Source organism: Adlercreutzia sp. St.1H8 (assembly GCF_059728655.1).
Map to the genome: position 1 here is coordinate 634,898 of NZ_AP039376.1, position 21,032 is coordinate 655,929.

Sequence of the window (21,032 nt, forward strand, 5' to 3'; positions counted from 1 at the left end):
CCGATGTCACCATTCTGGAGGTCTCGTTTTCGGCTCGTTAGAATGCGGGAATTGGATTTTCCAGGTCAGGGGCATGCCATCTTGCGTGGTGGGCAGAAGAGCGCATTTGAGGCATGGTGATGTCGGTGCTCTCCATCATGGCAACGAACCTTCCGCGAGAAGCCTCTGCCCCCCGCGCGCGGGGTCGCCTGCGTGCGGGGGCTGTTCGCGGCGCTTGCGGCTGAGGCAGTCGCTAGCGTGGTAGTGCCGCAAGCGCGGTAGGCCGCTGAGCGGCTGCGACGCGCGGGGGGGCGTGCGGGGGGCGTGCGGGGGGGGGCGTGCGGGGGGCGTGCGCAGACGAGAAGGGTTGTTCGCGACAGCTTAGGGGCAGGCTGAGGTTTCGCGGCCCTCTTCTGCAAATTCGCGCGGTTATGCACTCGGGTCACGACTTGGGGGTCGGTTCGGAAGACGACGCGTCGGCGTAGGCCCAGGTGGCTGGGAGTCGTGGCGTCGCAGGACGGGCTCAGGCCTCCGCGAATGGGTGCAAAACCGCGCGAATTTGCAGAAACCCGCCGCGAATGCGAGGTCGCCTCTGCTGCGGCGGCCGGAAGGGCAGGAGGCTCGCCGGAAAGAGGGGGCCTGCGGGGCGCGAGGCGCGCAGGATGGCCCATACTGGTAGCATGCGCCTCACTACATCGACTTACCTACCGGGCGACTCGCCCGTGCACCGCCTGGACGCCCGTGTGAAGGTGATCTTGCTGGCGGCCTACTCCGTTGCGCTCTTCGCGGCGGGTGCGTGGGCGGGCCTCGGGCTCGCCGTGCTGCTCCTGGGCGCCGTGCTGGCCGCGAGCGGCCTGCCGTGGGGCCGTGTGCTGGCCATGGCCGCGCCCGTCTACGTCATCGCCGCCTTTGCGGTAGCCTTCAACGCGCTCTCGGGCGGCTTGGGCGCTCCGACGGCGGGGGAGAGCGCGCTCGCGTCAGCGCTGGCGGCTCTCTCGCCGTCGGCGGGCTTGGGCCGCGGGTTGTTCTTCGGCCTGCGTATCGTGCTTCTGGCGTGGGGGAGCCTGCTGGTCAGCTATACGTCCACCTCCACCGAGCTCACCGACGCGCTGCGGGGGTTCCTCGCGCCGCTGCGTCCCTTGCGCGTGCCCGTGGATGACGCGGCCACCGCGCTGGCGCTGGCCGTGTGCTTCATCCCCCTGACGGCGGAGGAGCTCGGCCGGGTGCGCGACGCGCAGTGGTCGCGCGGCAGCGCGCTCGACGGCAGCCTGGCGGCGCGGCTGAAGGCGGCCTCGTCGATGATGATCCCGCTGTTCGTGGGGCTGTTTCGCCGGGCTGACGCGCTGGCGTTGGCCATGGACGCCCGCTGCTACGGCGCGCCGGGCTCGCGTACGTCGCTGTCGGCTCGGCGCCTGGGCGTCGCAGATGTCGCGGCGCTGGTCGTCGGCGTGGCGCTCTGCGTGGTAATGGCGACCGTCTAGCGCCGACTCGGCCCGACGGCGGCCTTGGCGGCTCGGTTGAGGGCGTGGGGAGAGGCGACGGGGGTTCCTGCCGATCAGGGAGCGCTCGTGCGAACGCCCCCTGATCGGTCTCGGTCGCATGCCCCGGGTGCCAGCCCGCCCTGTCCTCGCCGGCCCCGGGTGCCAGCGAGTCAGCCTGCTCCGCCTACGCCGGCCCCGGGCGCGCACCCCGGGCGCCAGCGCCGCCTCAGCCGCCGACCGCGCGCGCCAGTCTGCGGCGTCTCATCCGGCACGCCGCGGTCGCGCGCTCGCCGTAGCGGCGTTACTCGCCCTTGGGGTCGGGCGCCTGGTCGTCGGACTCGTAGTGCTCCAGCAGGTAGCGCAGCTCCTCGGAGGTATGGACGCCCAGCTTCTTGAAGATGGAGTACTTGTGCGCCTTGGCCGTTGCCTGGGCGATGCCCAGGGCGTTGGCGATGTAGGTGGGGTTGCGCTCGTTGGCCAGGAAGCGGAGGATGTGCGCCTCGCGCTCGGTCAGGTCGAAGCGGCGCTCAAGCGCGAGGATCGACTTCTTGCGGCGCCCGGGCAGGTTGCCGTCGATAACATCGTAGAGCGGCGTTCCCGAGCGGGAGTACTCGATGTCGTCGAGGGAGTCGATGAGGGCTACCAGCAGCTGGGCGACCTCCTCCTTGCTCTTGTCGCCGAGCAAGTATCCGGGAATAGCTCCGTAGAGCATAGCAGCGTTCTCGAGCACTTTATTCTCATCCATGTTCATAGGCTTACTTCCAAGCATTAGCTAATACCCTTTGGTAGGAAGTATAGCGAAAGATGAGAGGGAAGGGGTGGAAAAGGGGCCGGCGGGATGCAGGAGGCCGACAGGGTGCGCAGGGGGGGGACGCGAGCGTCCCGCTCTCGCGCCCCGGGGGGGGCGTCCCGCCGGGGGGCGACGACAAAAAAAAGGCGCCCAGCCGGAGCCGGGCGCCTTTCTGGCGGAAGCTGCGGGGGTTACCGCGGCATGAAGGCGGTCACCTTCGGGCCGCGCTCGGCCATGACCTTGCCAACCTCTTCCACGGGGACGAGCTCCATGCAGGAGGCCAGGCAGTGGTGTACGCACGCGGGCTTCTTGCCCTCGGCGACACGCGCCTCGCACAGGTCGCACAGGTCAGAGGGCACGGGCAGGTAGTCCCAGAGCCACTTGTCCTGCATCTTCACCGGGCCGAGCTCGGTGAGCTTGATGCCCCACTCCTCCAGCGGAATGTCGTGCTCCTTGCGGCAGGACACCTCGCAGACGTGGCAGCCCGTGCAGTACTTGTAGTCGATCAGCAGCGCATACTGGCTCATCTTAGGCCTCCTTGGTCGCTACGTAGCTAGCAGGGTCGGTCCCGATGGCGCCCTCGGGGCTGTCGGGATCAAGGGTGCCCAGAGCATCAAGGCCGTCCACCTTGTAGATGCGGCAGGCGACGTTCTTGAACGGAGCGCCGAAGCCGATGCGGCCGATGGCCTGATGGGGGATGAGGCTGTTGATGTTGGACTTCCACACGCCGTTGAGGTTGGGGGCCTCCGGATCCTGCTCGGGGTACCACCAGCCGTGCTGGGCGTGGATGACGCGCGGGTCGACCGTGGGCGTGATCTGGGCCTTCTCGATGGCCTTGCCCAGCGGGTTCTCGATGCACACCCAGTCGCCGTCCTTGATGCCGTACTTCTCGGCGGTCTCCGGGTTGATCTGCACGAGCGGGTCGGGCATGATGGCGCGCAGCGAGGGCACCTGGCGATGCTCGGAGTGGAACGAGGTGGTCTCGCGACCGCCGGTGGTCAGCACCAGCGGGTAGTCGCGGGCCAGGTCCTCACGGCCCGGGGTGTAGGGCGTGAGCTTGTTCTCCTCGAAGTAGGGCAGCGGATCCTCGCCCCAGTCGGCATAGAGGCTCGAGCAGAGCTCGACCAGGCCGGTGGGGGTGTTGAAGCCGGGCTCGCCGTCGGGGCGGAGCAGGCCCTTCTCGTACTTCTTGTACTCGAACGGCATCTGCAGCCAGCCGTCCTCCTGAAGGTCCTCGAAGGTCATGTCCACGCCGCCGTTGTGCAGCTGCTCGGTGAAGAAGTCAGCCACGTTGTCCCACGGCCAGGCGCTCGGGTTGAGGCGCTTGCCCACCATGAAGTCGATCTCGAGGTCGGACTTGCAGTCGCCCACCTCGCACACCTTGTTCATGGCCATGACCATGTGGGTGTTGCGGCCGAAGTGGGGGAGCACCATGCCGTCATGCTCGGCGAAGGTGGTCACGGGGAGGAACAGGTCGCACAGTCCCATGGCGGTCGGGGTGAGGAACACGTCCTGGCAGACGTTGAACTCCATCTTCTCGAGGGCCTTGAACCAGCGCTTGCCCTGGGCGTTGGTGGTGTTGGCCACGCCGTTGGTGGCGTAGAACCACGCCATCTTCAGCGGGTAGGGCTCGTCGGTCTCCAGGGTGTTGAGGATGCAGTCGGGGTGCGCGATGACGTGCGCCGCCTGGAAGCCGCGGTAGTGCTCCAGGTCGGTGATCTGCTTCTCCATCATGCCCGGAGGCAGCTGCTGGGCGCACTCGTAGCGCCACTTGCCCATGAACGACGCCGGGACGGCCAGGGTGACGCCGCCGGGGACGTCCAGGTCGCCGAGGATGGCGGCCAGGATGAGCACCGTGTGGCCGGCCTGCACGCCGTTGGCGTTGGTGTCGATGGCCAGGCCCCACATGAAGGAGGACGGGTGGTTCTCGGCGACGGCGCGAGAGGCCGCGGCGATGGTGTCAGCCGGCACCCAGGTGATCTCCTCCACCTTGTCGAGCGGGTACTGGGCGGCGCGCTCCTTGAGCTCGTCGAAGCCGTAGCACCAGTTCTCGACGAAGTCGTGGTCGTAGAGGTCGTTCTCGATGATGTAGTTGATCATGCCGAGGCCGAGGGCGGCGTCGGTGCCGGGGCGCAGCTGCAGGTGGTACTCAGCGTGCGCGGCGCACCAGGTGACGCGCGGGTCGATCACGATGAACTTCGAGCCGAGCTTCATCAGGTCGATGAGGGCGTGGCCGAAGAAGCCGTCGGGGTTGGAGAACAGCGGGTCCTTGCCCCAGAGCACGATGTACTTGGGCACCTCGTAGCGCGGGTCGTCGTAGCGATCCGGGAAGTAGGCGGCGTAGTCGAGCTCGGGATAGCCGGCGCCCAGGATGAAGTCGGCCACGGAGCAGCGGGGGCCGTAGCAGGAGTCGCCGGACATGGGGAAGCAGGAGTTCGGCGTGCCCAGCGCGGCGTAGGCCAGCGGGGTCTTGTAGAGGGTCGCCTCACGGCCGGTGCCCTGGAAGGCGACGATGGACTCGGCGCCCCAGTTCTCCTTGATCCAGTTGACCTTCTCCTCGATGATGTCGAGCGCCTCGTCCCAGGTGATCGCGACCCACTTGTCCTTGCCGCGGTCTTCCTTGGCGCGCTTGAGCGGGGTCAGGACGCGCTTCTCGTTGTACATGTACTCGGGAAGCGTGAGGCAGCGCACGCACAGGCGTCCCTTGGTGATCGGGTGGTCGGGGTCACCCTCGACGTCCACGACCTTGCCGTCCTTGACGGTCAGGTACATGCCGCATCCCACCGGGTGGTCGCCCGGGGGAGACCACGCGCAGGTACGGCACTTGATGACGCCGTCGCCGCAATCAATGATTCTTTCCGACATAGTCCTCTCCTCTCGTCTTTCTCTCCCTACTGGAACTGCTATGCGAAACGCCCGCCCGAAGGGCAGGCGGTTCTGCTGGGACTACTGCTGCGGAGCGGCAGGGGGCTTCGGCGCTCCGGGGGCCGCGGGCGCGCCGGGCGCAGCCGGGGCGGCGGGGGCGGCAGCGGCGTCCTCGATCCCGTCGGTCGGCTCCTTGCAGAAGGGGCACTTGGACGGGAGCGCGCCGCCGATGCGGTTGATCTTCTTGCCACAGGACGGGCACATGACGGGGGGCAGCTCAGCTTCTGCAGGTCTAAAGCACATGATCTCGCCTTTCTCTCGATCCGTTCATTGCGTTAATACCAAACAGTCTTAAATCCCGTATCAACGCGCTTCTTTAACATAATACGAAATGGTTTAGATTAATAGTACAAATTTGAAAATGGGAATATTCTTTTTTGACAATAATTCACCACCACTTTGCTCTGAAAAGGTGAAAAAATATGCCATTTATCAGGGGTAATTAACATTTACACCTTACCTAATACTTCGATTATTCTCAAAAAGGGAGAAACAAAGATATTGATTAGTTATACGAATTGGTATTACAGTGTGAGCGTCATATAAGCCCGAATTGTTTACGACAGTTTAGTTAAGGAGTTCCCATGTGCTTTAGACCAGCCGCTGTTTCCATGACTAACAAGTGCACCAAGTGCGGCGCCGAGTGCGCCCTCGACCTGACCGTGTGCCCCGAGTGCGGCGCCGAGCTGCCCAAGGTGCCCTCGATGCCCGGCATGCCCGCCGCCCCCGGCGCGGCCCCCGGCGTGCCCGCCGCCCCCGGCGCCCCTGCGGCTCCCGGCGCCCCGGCTGCCCCCGGCGCTCCCAAGGCCCCCGGCGCGAAGTAGGCCGACTGCCGGGGATGAACCCCGGCCCCCATCACTGGAAGCTCTCGACGAGGAGGCGGCGCGTCGTCGCCGCGCAAGGAGAGATGCGCCGCCTGCGGCGCCGCCCCCGAGTCGATTGCCTTGCATTCACGTGCAGTCCGACAAGCGAGGAAAAGGATAGAAGGAGGAGGAAGCATGGATTACCAGGAGTTTCTCGACTCGATAGACCGCAAGGCCTACCACGAGGGCGAGTGGCGTTGGCAGGAGGGTGACTTCACCGTCACCCGTACCAACCACTGGTCGCCCCCGGGCTGCCACAACGGCTGCGGCGTGCTGCTCTACGTCGACAAGGAGGGCAAGCTCGCCCGCATCGAGGGCGACCCGCTGGCCCCGTTCAACGGCGGCAAGCTGTGCATGCGCTGCCTGGACATGGTGGAGGCCGTCAACCATCCCGACCGCCTGAAGTGGCCCCTCAAGCGCGCTGGCGAGCGCGGCGAGAACAAGTGGGAGCGCATCAGCTGGGACGAGGCCTACGACATCATCGTGGAGAAGGTCAACTGGATCAAGGAGACCCACGGCTCCCACACCATCATCTTCGACCACGGCACCGGCCGTAACATCGGCTGGCAGCTGCCCCTGTTCGCCTCCACGGCGCTTGAGACGCCCAACGTGTGCAACTTCGGCTTCACCGGCTTTGCCTGCTACCTGCCGCGCATGATCGGCGCGTCGGCGAAGATGGGCGAGATGACCATCATCGACGTGTCCGAGACCCACGAGCTGCGCTACGCGGCCGACACCTTCCGCCGCCCCGACGTCATCATGGTGTGGGGCAACGAGCCGCTCAAGGCCAACGCCGACGGCTTCTTGGGCCACTGGATCGTCGAGTGCATGCAGATGGGCACCAAGATCATCTCCATCGACCCGCGCCTGACCTGGCTGGGCTCCCGCGCCGAGTACTTCCTGCAGGTGCGTCCCGGCACCGACGCCGCGCTCGGCATCGCCATGCTCAACACCATCATCAACGAGGACCTCGTCGACCACGACTTCATCGACAAGTGGGGCTATGGCTACGAGCAGCTCGTCGAGTCGGTGCAGGGCAAGGACGCCGAGTGGGCTGCTGAGATCTGCGGCCTGAAGGCCGAGGACATCCGCGGCGCCGCGCGTCTGTACGCCACCGCCGAGTCCGCCTCCATCCAGTGGGGCCTCGCCTTCGAGCAGCAGCTGTCCGCCCTCGGCGTGACCGCTGCGGCCTGCGACCTCATGGGCGTCACCGGCAACATCGACAACCCCGGCGGCAACCTGCTCATCAAGTGCGCCTTCGACATCGAGAAGCGCTACGGCCTGGGCGACTTCAAGATCCCGCGTGAGGAGTACGCCGGCAAGATGACGCTCTCCGCCGGCATCGAGTCTTCCGACATCGTGGCCTGCGCCGCCACCGACCCGCTGCTGCATGCGGTGGAGACGGGCGATCCGTTCCAGCCCCAGATGCTGTGGATCGAGTCCGCCAACCCGCTGGCCTGCTCCGGCATGGACGCGCCCCGCATGTACGAGGCCATGAACAAGATCCCGTTCGTCGTGGTGGCCGACCCGTTTATGACCCCCACCGCTGTGGCCCACGCCGACATCGTCCTGCCCGTGGCCATGAGCTGCGAGCGTAACGCCGTGCGCACCTGGTGGACGCCGGCCCGCTCCATCTCCAAGTGCACGAGCTACTACGAGGCCAAGTCTGACGAGCAGATCATCCTCGACCTGGGTAAGCGCCTCAAGCCCGAGAACTGGCCCTGGAAGGACGACAAGGAGCTCTCCACCTGGTACCTCTGCGACCAGTACGCCGAGGGCGGCACTCGCTACGAGGGCGACTTCGAGGAGCTGCAGGCCCGCGGCGGCTACAAGTACGACCCGTGGGACGCCGAGTACTACAAGTACGAGAAGGGCATGTGCCGTCCCGACGGCGAGCCGGGCTTCGACACCGCCACCGGCCGCTTCGAGTTCTGGAGCTGGGGCTACAACCACTGGGGCGTCGACCCGATGCCGTACCACATCGAGCCGAAGGACTCCCCGGTCTCCACGCCGGAGAAGTTCAAGGAGTACCCGTTCATCGCCACGTCCGGCGGCCGCTCCTACGAGTTCTTCCACTCCGAGCACCGTCAGCTGGAGACCATGCGCGAGTTCCATCCCTACCCGCTGGTGACCATCCACCCGGAGGCCGCCGCCGAGTACGGCATCGAGGACGGCGACTGGGTGTGGATCGAGTCCACCCACGGCCGCTGCCGCCAGAAGGCGTTCCTGTTCCCTGGCATCAAGAAGGACACCATCCACATGGAGCATGCGTGGTGGTACCCGGAGGAGGAGGCCGCTGAGCCCAGCCTGTTCGGCGTGTTCGATTCCAACATCAACAACATGACCCTCAACTTCGAGACCGGTCAGGGCGGCATCGGCTCGGGCATCAAGAGCTTCCTCGCCCGCATCTACAAGTACGAGCCCGGCGACCAGATGCCCGGCGAGAAGGTCACCCGCGAGGGCGGCTGGGGCGACTACATCGTCGGCGTCATGGCCGGCGACGCCGAGTCCGCGGCCCAGGCCGCCGAGGGCAATGCCAAGCTCATGAAGCAGCTCGAGGATGCCAAGCGCGTCCAGGCCATGAAGGTGGAGGACGCCGACATGCAGGGCCGCAACGCGCTCATCTACGCCAAGGAGCACGGCGAGGCCGAATAGCAGACCCAGGAGAAACGAAGAGGAGGCGAATACCTAATGACTAAGGCGATTCTCGTCAACTACGACTACTGCACCGGCTGCCATTCCTGTGAGGTGGCCTGCAAGAAGGAGCTCGACCTGCCCAAGGGCGAGTTCGGCATCAAGGTGGAAGAGGTCGGGCCGTTCCAGTTCAGCACGCGCCCGGGCCTCGAGGGCACGTGGGAGTGGACCTACATGCCCGTCATCACCCAGGCCTGCGACATGTGCGCCAGCCGTACCGCCGAGGGCAAGATGCCCATGTGCGTCCAGCACTGCCAGGCGTGGTGCATGTACTACGGCGAGGCTGAGGAGCTTGTCAAGAAGATGGACGGCAAGACCCGCTGGTCTCTGATCACCGTCAAGGAATAAAGGGGATATGACGGCCGCGGGCGCTCCGAGGGGCGCGCCCGCGGCCCCATGACTGAAGGGGGGTTCACTATGAGCATGACCGACGAGGTTTGCTCGCACGTCGTCGCGGCCGACTTCTCGACGCTTGACGACTTCACCATCACCCGCGTCAAGACCCGCGTGCTCGACTCCATCGGCGTCATCGCCGCCGGCGTGCACGCTCCCATGTGCGACGAGCTGTACGACCTGCTGCTGAGCTACGGCACCACGCCGCAGAGCTCGGCGTTCTTCCGCAAGAAGGCCATCGACACGCCGTCTGCCGCCATGATCAACAGCTTCTCCATGCGTTCCTACGACTTCGAGGCCATCGAGGCCGAGAACCCGGGCAAGAAGAGCTCCGCCGCCCACATCAGCGGCACCACCGTCCCCACGGCGCTCGCCTGCGCCGAGCGCGCCAAGGCCTCCGGCCGTGACTTCATCACCGCGCTGGCCCTCGGCGACGACATCGCCGCCCGCCTGGGCGCTGCGTCGGGCTTCGACGTGTACGGCGGCTGGGACAACACCAACACCATCAACGGCCTGGGCGCCACCGTCATCGCCGGCAAGCTGGCCAAGCTCTCCGAGGTCCAGCTGAACAACGCGCTCGGCATCGACCTGAACATGCTCGGCGGCTCGATGGACAACATCAACTTCAAGACGCTGTCCTTCAAGCTTCCCATGGCCCTGGCCTCGCGCAACGCCATCTTCTCTGCGGACTTCGCGGCCCGCGGCATGACGGCCACCCATGACGCCTTCGGCGGCAAGAAGGGGTACTTCTTCCTGTTCTGCGGCGACGCTCAGAAGCCCGAGATCCTCTGCCAGGACCTCGGCAAGATCTTCTACGGCGACGTGGTCATCAAGCCGTGGTCGGCCTGCCGCGCCACCCATCCCTCCATTGACGCCTGCATGCAGATCGTCGAGGCCCACGACATCGATCCCGAGGCCGTGGAGAAGGTCGTCATCCACGCCACTCCGCGCACCGCTGCCGGCTTCGTCGGCCAGCCGTGGGAGATTGGCGAGGAGCCGCAGGTGAGCGGCGCCTTCAGCATCATCTACACCGCCGCGGTGGCCATCGCCACCAAGGCCGTGCGCCCGGAGTCCATGAACCGCGAGGCCATGGAGGACCCAGCGCTCAAGCGCCTGATCGACAAGATCGAGATCGCGCCCACCCTCGCGCCCGACGAGTACCAGACGGCCGAGGTCGACATAGTCATGGCGGACGGCACCCAGTACCACGCCCGCTGCGATGTGCCCAAGGGCGACATCTACAAGAGCGCGATGACCGATGAGGAGGTGTTGGACAAGTTCTACAAGAACATCGAGTTCTCCCAGACGCTTTCGCGCGAAGACGCGGATCGCGTCGTCGAGACCGTGGCACGCCTTGAAGAGCTCGATGACATCACCGAACTGACCAAGTTCATGCAGTAGTAGATTAAGAAAGAAGGGGAATTCGATGGCTACTACGAAAACCCAAGACGGCGGCCAGAAGTATGGCGTGACCGTCCAAGTCGCCGCACTGCTCGTCATCACGATGCAGTACGTGCAGTCCTTCGTGACGCCTGGCCTGGCCACGGTGCGCGCGGCCTACGCGGGCCTCGGCATCGACACCGTCATGATCCAGCAGATCCAGGGCATCCCGTCCCTGATGGCCATCTTCGGCGCCATCCTGGTGGGCATCCTGGAGCGCTACATGAAGAAGAAGCACATCCTGATCCTCGCCATGGTGCTCATGTTCATGGGCTCGCTCGCGGCCTTCGTGCCCGAGACCGTGGAGGGCTTCTGGCTGCTGCTGGCCACCCGCGTCGTGCTCGGCCTCGGCCGCGGCATGATCTTCCCGATGGCCTCCTCCTTTATCGCCGACCTGTTCACCGGCAAGAAGCGCGACCAGCTCATGAGCTTCAAGACCGCCATCGGCGGCATCTCCGGCTCCATCTTCCAGATCATCGGCGGCATGCTGGCTGTGCTGTCCTGGCGCTATGCCTTCATCGGCATGCTCATGGCCGTGCCGATCGCGCTCATGATCATCGCCTGGCTGAAGGAGCCCGAGGTCAAGCCCGCCGGCACCACCGCTGACGGCAAGAAGGGCAACCCGCTGAAGTCGATCACCGCCATCTCCTGGCTGATCATCGTCGTGGCGGGCATCTGGAACATCTTCCAGTTCTCCTACATGACGTCCATCTCGCTGGCCATCGCCGGCGTGGGCCTGGGCGACACTGGCGTGACCGGCTGGATCTCCTCGCTGCAGACCGCCAGCTGCGCGGTGGGCGCCCTGTGCTACGGCGCCTTCCTCAAGGGCCGCCTGGGCGGCTTCGACCTGCCCATCGCCATCGCGCTTGAGGGCATCGGCTTCTTCATCCTCACTCACGTGATCACCGTGCCGGCCTACGCCGTGGGCACCATCCTCTACGGCTTCGGCTTCGGCCTGCTCAACCCGGCGCTGATCCTGCAGCTGGTCAAGGTTCTGCCCCGCGAGGGCGCCACGCTCGGCCTGTCGCTGCTGGCTGGCTCCCAGAACCTGTTCCAGTTCTTCTCCGCCCCGGTGCTGGCCTTCCTGGCCCCCGTCCTGGGCGTGGCTGGCATCAAGGGCGCCACGGGCATCGAGTCTTCCGCCCTGGCCAACTGGAACGTGGCCTGGATGCTCGCCGTCGTGTACTTCATCTTCGTGCTCGTCCTCATCCTCATCGGCAAGGCCAAGGCGCCCCAGCTGATCGCTGGCACTAAGGCGCCCGCTCCGGCCGCTGCCGAGAAGATGGAGGCCCACGAGGACGACGACCAGTCCTAGGTCTTCTTAGCAAGACGCAAGACGGGCGGCTGCGGCTTTGGTAACACCCCATTACAGCATGTGTGCCTCAAGAAAGCCTAATTCGTAGAGCTTACGTACGCAAAACAGCCCCGGCCGCCCCTATCGTCCGCCTAGGCGGACATCGCATCAGCCAGCCCCCCTCTGTTCCCCTCGGCGCCGCTCGCCGGAAAAAACGCCGGGGGGGGGGGGCGTCTCAATAGCCGCCTATCCTGGCGGTCTCGGCAATCAACTAGGGGGAAAGTGATGGCCATCATTCGCGACGGCAAGCTGCTGGGCAGGTACCACTACGCTTTCGTCATCATGTTCTGCTGCTGTTTGGTCCAGGCCTTCGGCATGGGGCTCATCTTGAACTGCGGCAGCCTGTTCTACGTCCCGGTCTGCGAGGACATGGGGTTTCTTCGCTCTGAGATATCGACCTACATGACCGGCTACTTCATCGGCACCACGCTCGTGACGCCCATCGCCGGCAAGATCCTCACCAAGTACAACATCCGCGTGGTGATGAGCATCGCCATCACCATCCTGGCGGCCTCGGTGGCCTCCATGGCCCTCGGCGGCGTGCTCGTCCACTGGCAGATAGCCGGGTTCTTCGTGGGCGCGGCCGGGTCGTGCATCTTCGTGCTGCCCTCGGCCACGCTGGTGGGCAACTGGTTCATCAAGCGCCGCGGCTTCATCTACGGCATCGTCATGGCCTGCTCGAGCATATCGGCGGCCGTGTTCTCGCAGGTGATCAGCCTTATCATCTTGAACATCGGATGGCGGGCTGCCTACGCCTTCGTGGGCATCGCCGCCTTTGCGGTCATACTCCCGGCCGTGCAGTTTCTGCGCAAGAAACCCTCGGACATCGGCACGGTGCCCTACGGCTACGTGCCCGAGGACGAGGAGGACCACTCGCTGCCCAACATGCGCGGCGTGTCGGTCAAGCGCGCGGTGCTCTCCATCGCGTTCTGGTGCCTGTTCATCTTCGCGGGCATCGCGTCGTTCATCCACGGCGGCATCGAGCAGCATATGCCCGGCTACATCGAGTCCATCGGGTTCACCGCCTCCTTCGCCGCCCTCATCGTGTCGGCGCAGTCCGTGGGGTCGGTGTTCGACAAGTTCCTCATGGGCTGGCTCAACGACAAGATCGGCGTGCAGCGCACCACCATGATCGAGCTTGTCGTCATAGCCCTTGGCATCATCGGCTTCATCACGCTGCACAACCCGGTGCTCCTGGCCATCTCGGCCGTCATGTTCGGCGTGCAGGACTCGCTCATGTCGGTGAGCCTGCCGCTGCTCATCCGCGAGATCTTCGGCTCGCGCAACTACACGCAGATCCACGCGTGGATCCGCACCGGCGTGGGCCTGTTCGGCTCGTTCTCCGGCGTGCTCGTGGGCATGTCCTATGACTCGCTGGGCAGCTTTGTGCCGGCCTTCGTGATCCTCATCGGCACCTGCGTGTTCGCCATGGGCTGCGTGGCCCTGGCCTACTGGGACAAGCGCAAGCTGGTGTGGACCACCGATGCGGATGCCCAGGCGGTCACCAAGGCCATGCTGGAGGAGAACGGGCTGCCGCAGCGCTAGGCGCGCGGCGGCAGGTCCTGCGCGGCTGAGCGGCCGGGCGGGGCGATGAAGGAGGAATCCCATGTGCTATCCGTGCTCTCACTGCGGGGCGTGCAAGGTGAAGCTCGAGCCGGGCGTGTGCCCGATGTGCAAGGAGCCCGTGCCGGCAGGCGTCGAGCGCTGCCCGGCCTGCGGGTTCATGGTTCCGCTGCCGCCTGGCCAGGTGGCGCCTGCGCCGCCGGCCGCGGAGGCGGCGGGCACGGGCGCGGAGGCGGCGGGCGTGGCGAGCAGCCAGGCGGCGGCGGAGGAGTTCTTCGGCGCCCTGATCGAGATAGCCCGCAACCAGCCGGCCGAGTACGAGCCCGTCTGCCCCGGCGCGGAGGCCGACCTGCCCCGCGCCGACGAGCCCGGCACGGTGGGCAGCTGGCCGGTGGCCTGGGATCGCCCGCAGCTCTAGGGCGCCAGGCGCGGGCGTGCGGGCGTGGCGCGTGGGTGCGGCACTCACTCGCAGCTCGGGCGTCCTGCCTGGCCCGCCCGCCCCGCCGGCCGCCCCGACCTGCCGGCCTGCCCGCCAGTCCGGCCCGCTGGCCCGCCCCGCCCCGCGGCGCCTTGCGTTCCGCGCCCGCTAGCGCAGGAGCAGCGCGCAGGCGCGCAGGCTCTGCTCGAGCTCGGGGCGGGCGAGATCGGCCCCGAAGCGCTCCTCCAGGGCGTGCAGGCGGTTGGCCACCGTGTTGCGGTGGACGCCGAGGGCCCGGGCGGTCTCGGCCGCCTTGCAGTGATGCTCGTAGTAGACCATCAGGAAGTCGGCGTCCTCGGCACCGCGGGCGCCGTCGCGCTGCAGGAACCCGAGGATGCTCTGGCGCGCGGCTTCATCGAGCGCGCTCGTAGAGGGCCGCCGCCGGCTGAGCGCGTAGGCGAGGAAGCCCAGCTCGAAGTGGCGCAGCGCCGGCCGTCCCTCCGCCAGCGGCGCGGTCGTCGCCATCAGGCGCGCGCTCACCGCCTGATCGAGCGCGAGCGGCAGGCGCGCGAGCCCCTCCACGATGCCTGACGCCGCCAAGACGTAGCCGTCGCTTGCGGCCAGCGGCGCCAGCACGGCCTCGACGCGCGCGTCGTCGCGCCAGGGGTTGTCCGGCTCGCGTGGCGTCACGACGAAGATGCGCTCCTCGTGGGGCAGCACCGGGCACTCGGGCAGGCGCTCAGCGATGCGTCGAGCGCTCCACATGACGGTGGCGTCGGCCGCGTCGAGGGGCGAGAGCTCGTAGAGGCGCAGGGGCGCGTCTACGGAGATGCGCAGCTGGCGTGCCTGCTGCCGCAGGTGCCGTGGCTCCACTGACTCACCGCGCAGCATGTCGAGCAGAAAGGCCGCCGACTTCTCGAACGTGCGGTCCTGCAGCGTGTCGATGCGGCGGATGTGCTGCTGGATGTGCTGGGCCAGGATGTCGAACTTGGCCGAGAGCCCCGGCGTGAAGGGCGTGCGGTGGCAGGTCATGACCATCTGCATGTAGTAGGAGCTGTTCACGCGGAACACGTAGTTGATGAACGGGTGCTTCTTTCCCTCGGGCGCCTCGTGATACTGGCTCTTGCGCTGGCGCTTCCACCGCTCCATGGCGTGGGTGGCCCGGAAGCGCGCGACCGTTGCCTCGTCGTGGTAGCCGCGCTCGATGTAGGCGGCCACGACGGGGTCGTCGAGCACGATCCCCTTGGTGTAGGCGATGAGGCGAAACGACGAGTCCGATATGTTGATGAAGTTGCCGATGACGGCCTCGCTCGCGGTGAGGAAGTCTTGTAGCGTGCCGTCGGCCAGGGCTATCCGGTCGAGCGTGCGCTCCCATTCCATGAGCTCGAGCGCGCAGGCTTGGAGCTGCTGGGCGAAGGCGAGCGGGGAGAGCCCCGTCTCCACGGCCACCACGTTCTTGCCCAGGCGGGAGAGGGCGGCGGCGTCCGGGTCGTCGAGGAGGAGGAAGGTGAGCGAGCGCGCGTCGGCGGCGGCATCGTCCGCCTCGGAGGCAGCGCGCACCACGACTCGCGCCACCTGGCGCCCCGGCGGGGGGAGGGTGCCGTCGTCGAGGTCGACCCACGAGATCGCGGCGACGGTGAGCCGCTGGTAGGCGATGGTCGTGGAGAGCTCACCGACACGGTCAAGCAGGATGGGCAGCGGTATCACCGGTTCCTCATTTCACTCGTCTGTAGGCGTAATGCTCATTTTTCCTGAATCTTATTGTGCATATGGCATATCTCATTATAGCGCGGCGCTTCCTATGATGGCCCTAAGGCCCAGGGCCGAGGGGACGAGAGAAGGGAGCGTCATGCTCACGAAGCGACAGAACTTCATCGAGTGCATCACCGGGGGCAACCCCGACCGGTTCGTCAACCAGTACGAGGCGCTGGCCATGATCGCGCCGAGCCCGCTCAGCGACAAGTCGCACCTGGCGAGCGACGGCTACCTCATCGACGCGTGGGGCTGCTACCAGGGCAAGGTGGCCGGCGAGCCCGGCTTCTTCCCGTACCACGACCTGGAGCACCGCGTCATCACCGACATCTGCGACTGGCGTAGCCAGGTGAAGATCCCCGGCGACCCGGACGTTCCCGAGTTCTGGGAGCCCTTCGCCCAGCAGGCCGAGGCCGTCGATCGCACCGAGCAGCTGGTCTGCAGCGCGGTGATGCCGGGCATCTTCGAGCGCTGCCACCATCTGGGCGAGATCACCGAGACCCTCATGAACTTCTACGAGGAGCCCGAGGCCATGCACGAGCTCATCGACGAGATCGTGGCCTGGGAGCTGCGCCTGGCCGACGCGCACCTCAAGTACCTCAAGCCTGAGGTGCTCTTCCACCACGACGACTGGGGCACCCAGATCTCCACCTTCCTGTCGCCGGAGATGTTCGAGGAGTTCTTCCTCGAGCCCTACAAGACGGTTTACGGCTACTGGAAGGACCACGGCGTGCAGTACGTGATCCACCACTCCGACTCCTTCGGCGAGACGCTCGTGCCCTACATGATCGACATGGGCGTGGACGTGTGGCAGGGCGTCATCAGCTCGACCAACGACATCCCCAAGCTCGTCGACGAGTACGGCGGGCAGATCTCATTCATGGGCGGCGTGGAGTCCCAGCTCATCGACAAGCCCGACTGGACGGAGGAGGAGGTGGCCGCCGAGGTGGAGCGTGCCCTCACCTCGGTGAACCGCACGAAGTTCTTCATCCCGTCGCTCACCTCGGGCCTCAACAACAGCGGCTACCCGGGCGTCTACCAGGCGGTCACCGACGAGATTGCCAAGCTGAGCCCGCGGTTCTTCGCCTAGTTCTGCCCCCACGACGTATACGACCGATCACCGAGGAGGAATGCCATGGAAATGACCCCGCGCGAGAACATGATGGCCATCTACGAGGGAAGGCAGCCGGAGTACTACGGCGACTTCCAGTGGGCCGTCAAGATCATGATCGACCCCATCTGGAAGAGCGACTCTATGCCCAAGGACGGCCGGGAGCATAAGGACTCCTGGGGCACCGTGTGCGTGAACCCCATCGACGGCGCCGGCAAGCACCCCGTCATCACGCCCGAGAACGCCGTGGTGACCGACATCACCAAATGGCGCGAGCAGCTGGTCATCCCGTCGCTTGACGACAAGGACTGGTCGGAGTGCCAGGCCAAGGCCGCCCAGGTGGATCGCAGCCAGCACTTCCTCGAGTACTTCTGCGCCCAGGGCATCTTCGAGCGCTCCCACTTCCTCATGGGCATGGAGGAGGCGTTCTGCGCCTACCTCGAGGAGCCCGAGGCCATGTTCGAGATGCTCACGGCCATCGCCGACTACAAGAAGCGCCTCATCAAGGAGGCCGCCTTCCACATCCAGCCCGACGTCATCTTCTTCCAGGACGACTGGGGCTCCAAGCAGAACCTGTTCCTCCCGCCGGATACGTGGCGCGAGATGATCAAGCCGCTGCAGAAGGAGATCGCCGACGTCATCCACGAGTGCGGCATGATCTACGTCCACCACGCCGACTGCATCTGCGAGCCCATCGTGGAGGACATGGCCGAGATAGGCGTGGACATCTGGCAGGGCGTCATCCCGCAGAACGACATCGTGTCCATCCAGGAGCGCCTGGGTGGCCGCATGGCCCTCATCGGCGGCGTGGACGGCCCGGCCATCGACGACCCGGACACCACCGACGCCGAGATCATGACCGAGGTGCACCGCTGCGTCGACACCTACTGCCCGGCCGGCCGCTTCTACCCGGGCGCCCCCGCGCACCTGCTGCGCGAGCCCAATGAGCACCTGGTGGAGGCCGATTTGCGCGTCTACGGCGCCCAGTGGGCCCGCGAGCACCCCATCCGCTAGAACCCCGACCCACCTCAGACACCCAGAGAGAAAGGAACCGCCATGACCATCTACGACGACATCTCCTCCGCCGTTCAGCGCGGCAAGCGCAAGGAGGTGGCGCCGCTCGTGCAGCAGGCGCTCGACGAGGGCTGCGACCCCGTCGCCATCCTCAACGAGGGGCTCATCCCCGCCATGACCATCGTCGGCGACAAGTTCAGCGCCGGCGAGGCCTTCGTGCCCGAGATGCTCGTGGCCGCCCGCGCCATGGCCGCCGGCACCGAGGTGCTCAAGCCCCACCTGGCCGCGGCCGGGGCGGAGCCGGTGGGCAAGGCCGTCATCGGCACGGTCAGGGGCGACATGCACGACATCGGCAAGAACCTCGTGCGCATGATGATCGAGTCGAAGGGCTTCGAGGTCACCGACCTGGGCGTGGACGTGGCGCCCGAGCAGTTCGTGACGTTCCTGCAGGAGCACGACGACGTGGACATCGTGTGCTGCTCGGCGCTGCTCACCACCACCATGCCCGAGATCGGCGCCACCATCCGCGCCATCGAGGAGGCCGGCCTGCGCGATAAGGTGAAGGTCATGGTGGGCGGCGCGCCCGTCACCCAGGCCTTCGCCGACGAGGTGGGCGCCGACGCCTACACGGTGGACGCCGGCGCCGCCGCCGCGCGCGCCGTCGAGCTGGTGCGGGGGTAGCGGCCCCCGCGCGGAGGGCCCCGGGAGGCGGGGCCCGCCCCGGCCGAGGCGCCGGGGTCCCAGGCTGAGCCTGCTGCGCCGCCCCGCCTCCCGGGGCCCGGCCGCAGCTGACGAGGAGGAATGTTCCCATGGACATGAAGAAGTGGGCCGCCGAGCAGATCGCGGCCGAGCGCAAGAAGCCGCTGCCGGTGCTGTCGTTCCCGGCGGTGCAGATGATGGGGTGCACGGTGGCCGAGCTCATCGCCTCGCCCGAGCTGCAGGCCGAGGCCATGAGGCTCGTGGCGGGCCGGGTGGACGCCGCGGCGAGCGTGTCGTTCATGGACCTGTCGGTGGAGGCCGAGGCCTTCGGGTCGACCGTCGTGGTCTCCGACGACGAGGTGCCCACGGTGGTGGGCTCCGTCGTCGACGAGGACACCGACCCCGCCGGGCTGGCCGTGCCCGAGGTGGGCGCGGGGCGCACGGGGCTCTACGTCCAGGCCATCCGCGAGGTGGCGCCCAAGATCGCCGACCGCCCCGTGCTCGCCGGCGTCATCGGCCCGTTCTCGCTGGCCGGGCGCCTGGCGGACGTGTCCGAGGTCATGATCCTGCTCTATGAGGAGCCCGAGCTCGTCCACGCGGTGCTGGACAAGTGCACCGAGTTCATCTGCGCCTACGCCGCCGCCTTCAAGGAGGCCGGCGCCGACGGCGTGGTCATGGCCGAGCCCCTGGCGGGCCTGCTCTCGCCGGAGCTCTGCGGCGAGTTCAGCGCCCCCTACGTCAAGCGGATCGTGGACGCCGTGCAGGACGACTCCTTCGCGGTGGTGTACCACAACTGCGGCGGCGGGGCCGTGGCGCAGATGGGGGAGATCCTCTCGGCCGGCGCGGCGGCCTACCACTTCGGCAACGCCGTCGACATGGCCGACGTCATGCCGCGCATCCCGGAGGGCGTCCTGGCCCTGGGCAACGTCGACCCGGCCGGCCAGATCCGCAACGGCACGCCGGAGTCGGTGCGCGAGGCCACCCTCGCGCTCATGGAGTCGTGCTCCAAGTACCCCAACTTCATCCCCTCAACCGGCTGCGATGTGCCGCCGATGAGCCCCTGGGAGAACATCGACGCCTTCTTCGCGGCGGTGGACGAGTTCTACGAGGGAAAGTAGCCCCGTGTGCTACCAGTGCTCGGGATGTGGGCGGTGCCTGGGCAAGGACACCACGGCGCCCGGCGTGACGCTGTGCCCGTGCTGCCGCACCGAGGTGCCGGAGGGAGGTCGCCGCTGCCCTAAGTGCGGCGCCTTCATCCGCCCGGCCCCGGGAAGCCTGGGCCGGCGCCCGAAGCCGCCGACTGCCTGATCTGAGGAGCCCGCCTGCGTGCGGGCTCCTCTTGTCGTTATAGGCCCTAATAGGCTGATTGTCTCACCATTGCTAAGACTAAATCATATTAGAATAACGCTTAAGATCGATTGAAGACCGGAGCGATTGAGGGGAGCGTGCCATGGGGATGATCGGCAGGGAAGGCGGTATCATCGGAGGGGCGCGGGCGGTTGCGGTCCTGGCGGGCGCGCTGGCGGCAGCGGCCCTGGCGGGCGTGCTGGCGGCGGGGCCGGCCACGGCGTGGGCTGACGAGCCGGCGGAGGACGCTTACGTGCTGGGCGAGACGGTCAACACCGGCACCGACAACGGGTTCAGGGGCACAGACGCCCTGCGCAAGGGCGATCCGCACTTCGACTGGGAGCTGGGCCGCTTCTCCGTAACCGGCTATGCGCGGGTGGAGGAGGGCGCGGACGGCGTGCCTACCTTCGTCGTGGCACCTGGCGGCGGCGTGGCGCTGCGCTTCCAGCTCGACCAGGACATCGAGGCGCTCAACCTCGATCCGGCACTCTCCGTCAACCGAGATGAGAACGGTCGCGACGCGGAGTTCGCCGTGCCCGAGCAGAACCTGGGCCGCGGGGCGCTCATCGTGTCGCGGGCGCCAGCCGGCGGGGAGCCGGCCGCTCCCGAGGTGACGCTCGACTTCCTCGGCGGCACGGCGGTGCGCGGCCAGGCGGTCGACGTGGGCACGTTCGGCGAGGGCGACTATCGCGTGGCGCTCGACTACGAGCTGCGTGAGGACGTCCTCAACCTCCTGGGGATATCCATCCTGCCCTCGTTTACCGACTACCGCATCGCCTTCTCCTTCAACGTGCGCGTCGAGGAGGGGCTCGAGCCGGGGGAGGTGGGCGCGGCGCCCGCCCCGGGCGCGCCGGATGCTTCCGGGCCGACGGAGCCTGTGAGCGAGGATGCCGAGGAGCCGGCCCCGGCGGGCATGCCGATGTGGCAGATCATCATCATGATAGCGGCCATCTCCATCGGCGGCCTCATGGTCATCCGCGGCGAGACGAGGTCGGGCGGGCGCAAGCGCCGCTAGCGCCTGTCCGGCTGCGCACCTGCTGCCTCCCGGTCGCATCTCGCTGTTGCCAGCCCCCCCGAGGGGGACTTCGGCGCCCGTTTGCTGGCCTCAGGCGCTTCCCGGCGCCTGACGTTGCCTCGACACCTTGCGATTTCCGCCACTTTCTGCAAATTCGCACGGTTTTGCATTCCCGAACGTCGCGCTGTGGCACG

At 66.9% G+C, this 21,032-nt stretch carries 18 protein-coding genes; 13 read left to right on the forward strand and 5 right to left on the reverse strand.

Going from position 1 to position 21,032, the window contains the following annotated elements; all coding sequences use genetic code 11:
* Positions 1–641: 641 nt before the first annotated feature.
* A complete protein-coding gene (locus AC6I0Y_RS02260) occupies positions 642–1,460 on the forward strand; it encodes an energy-coupling factor transporter transmembrane component T family protein (protein ID WP_497732829.1) in 819 nt (272 codons plus the stop codon).
* A gap of 301 nt (positions 1,461–1,761) precedes the next feature.
* Here the strand turns inward: AC6I0Y_RS02260 and AC6I0Y_RS02265 are convergent, their stop codons facing one another.
* From AC6I0Y_RS02265 to AC6I0Y_RS02280, 4 genes are all read right to left on the reverse strand, one after another.
* A complete protein-coding gene (locus AC6I0Y_RS02265; protein WP_497732831.1) occupies positions 1,762–2,205 on the reverse strand; it encodes a response regulator transcription factor in 444 nt (147 codons plus the stop codon).
* 236 nt (positions 2,206–2,441) lie between these two features.
* On the reverse strand, positions 2,442–2,777 hold the full coding sequence (locus AC6I0Y_RS02270) for a 4Fe-4S dicluster domain-containing protein (protein WP_160709403.1): 336 nt from the start codon (positions 2,775–2,777) through the stop codon (positions 2,442–2,444).
* A gap of 1 nt (position 2,778) precedes the next feature.
* Positions 2,779–5,115 (reverse strand): molybdopterin-containing oxidoreductase family protein, encoded by a 2,337-nt coding sequence (locus tag AC6I0Y_RS02275; protein WP_160709405.1) that lies wholly within the window; start codon positions 5,113–5,115, stop codon positions 2,779–2,781.
* A gap of 81 nt (positions 5,116–5,196) precedes the next feature.
* On the reverse strand, positions 5,197–5,418 hold the full coding sequence (locus tag AC6I0Y_RS02280; RefSeq protein ID WP_201750982.1) for a hypothetical protein: 222 nt from the start codon (positions 5,416–5,418) through the stop codon (positions 5,197–5,199).
* A gap of 341 nt (positions 5,419–5,759) precedes the next feature.
* Between AC6I0Y_RS02280 and AC6I0Y_RS02285 the strand changes: the two genes are divergently transcribed.
* The 7 genes from AC6I0Y_RS02285 (at position 5,760) to AC6I0Y_RS02315 (ending at position 13,900) form a co-directional block, all read left to right on the forward strand.
* Positions 5,760–5,999, forward strand: a complete 240-nt coding sequence (locus AC6I0Y_RS02285; protein ID WP_497732834.1) for a hypothetical protein — start codon at positions 5,760–5,762, stop codon at positions 5,997–5,999.
* A 174-nt stretch (positions 6,000–6,173) separates the two neighbouring features.
* On the forward strand, positions 6,174–8,693 hold the full coding sequence (locus AC6I0Y_RS02290; protein WP_497732836.1) for a molybdopterin-dependent oxidoreductase: 2,520 nt from the start codon (positions 6,174–6,176) through the stop codon (positions 8,691–8,693).
* 36 nt (positions 8,694–8,729) lie between these two features.
* A complete protein-coding gene (locus AC6I0Y_RS02295; protein ID WP_160708220.1) occupies positions 8,730–9,080 on the forward strand; it encodes a 4Fe-4S dicluster domain-containing protein in 351 nt (116 codons plus the stop codon).
* A gap of 75 nt (positions 9,081–9,155) precedes the next feature.
* Positions 9,156–10,526 carry an MmgE/PrpD family protein gene (locus tag AC6I0Y_RS02300; protein ID WP_497732837.1) on the forward strand — a complete coding sequence of 457 codons (1,371 nt, stop codon included), beginning with the start codon at positions 9,156–9,158 and terminating at the stop codon, positions 10,524–10,526.
* Positions 10,527–10,551: 25 nt separating this feature from the next.
* A complete protein-coding gene (locus tag AC6I0Y_RS02305; RefSeq protein ID WP_497732838.1) occupies positions 10,552–11,880 on the forward strand; it encodes an MFS transporter in 1,329 nt (442 codons plus the stop codon).
* 264 nt (positions 11,881–12,144) lie between these two features.
* Positions 12,145–13,464: an MFS transporter gene (locus tag AC6I0Y_RS02310; protein WP_497732839.1), complete on the forward strand. Its 1,320-nt coding sequence runs from the start codon at positions 12,145–12,147 to the stop codon at positions 13,462–13,464.
* A gap of 61 nt (positions 13,465–13,525) precedes the next feature.
* Positions 13,526–13,900 (forward strand): hypothetical protein, encoded by a 375-nt coding sequence (locus AC6I0Y_RS02315; protein ID WP_160708228.1) that lies wholly within the window; start codon positions 13,526–13,528, stop codon positions 13,898–13,900.
* 168 nt (positions 13,901–14,068) lie between these two features.
* On the opposite strand, the gene AC6I0Y_RS02320 is transcribed toward AC6I0Y_RS02315, so the two are convergent.
* Positions 14,069–15,607 carry a PucR family transcriptional regulator gene (locus AC6I0Y_RS02320; RefSeq protein WP_497732840.1) on the reverse strand — a complete coding sequence of 513 codons (1,539 nt, stop codon included), beginning with the start codon at positions 15,605–15,607 and terminating at the stop codon, positions 14,069–14,071.
* A 142-nt stretch (positions 15,608–15,749) separates the two neighbouring features.
* Here AC6I0Y_RS02320 and AC6I0Y_RS02325 point away from each other — a divergent pair, with 142 nt between their 5' ends.
* The 5 genes from AC6I0Y_RS02325 to AC6I0Y_RS02345 all read left to right on the forward strand — a co-directional run bounded on the left by AC6I0Y_RS02325 (position 15,750) and on the right by AC6I0Y_RS02345 (position 20,838).
* On the forward strand, positions 15,750–16,742 hold the full coding sequence (locus AC6I0Y_RS02325; RefSeq protein WP_497732841.1) for a uroporphyrinogen decarboxylase family protein: 993 nt from the start codon (positions 15,750–15,752) through the stop codon (positions 16,740–16,742).
* A gap of 45 nt (positions 16,743–16,787) precedes the next feature.
* Positions 16,788–17,777 (forward strand): uroporphyrinogen decarboxylase family protein, encoded by a 990-nt coding sequence (locus tag AC6I0Y_RS02330; protein ID WP_236643321.1) that lies wholly within the window; start codon positions 16,788–16,790, stop codon positions 17,775–17,777.
* A 42-nt stretch (positions 17,778–17,819) separates the two neighbouring features.
* The gene (locus tag AC6I0Y_RS02335; protein ID WP_497732842.1) at positions 17,820–18,458 is read left to right on the forward strand and encodes a corrinoid protein; all 639 of its coding nucleotides are present in this window, start codon (positions 17,820–17,822) and stop codon (positions 18,456–18,458) included.
* Between the two features lie 128 nt (positions 18,459–18,586).
* Complete coding sequence (locus tag AC6I0Y_RS02340) at positions 18,587–19,594, forward strand: uroporphyrinogen decarboxylase family protein (protein ID WP_497732843.1); 1,008 nt, start codon at positions 18,587–18,589, stop codon at positions 19,592–19,594.
* 332 nt (positions 19,595–19,926) lie between these two features.
* The gene (locus AC6I0Y_RS02345) at positions 19,927–20,838 is read left to right on the forward strand and encodes a hypothetical protein (RefSeq protein ID WP_497732844.1); all 912 of its coding nucleotides are present in this window, start codon (positions 19,927–19,929) and stop codon (positions 20,836–20,838) included.
* Positions 20,839–21,032 lie beyond the last annotated feature (194 nt).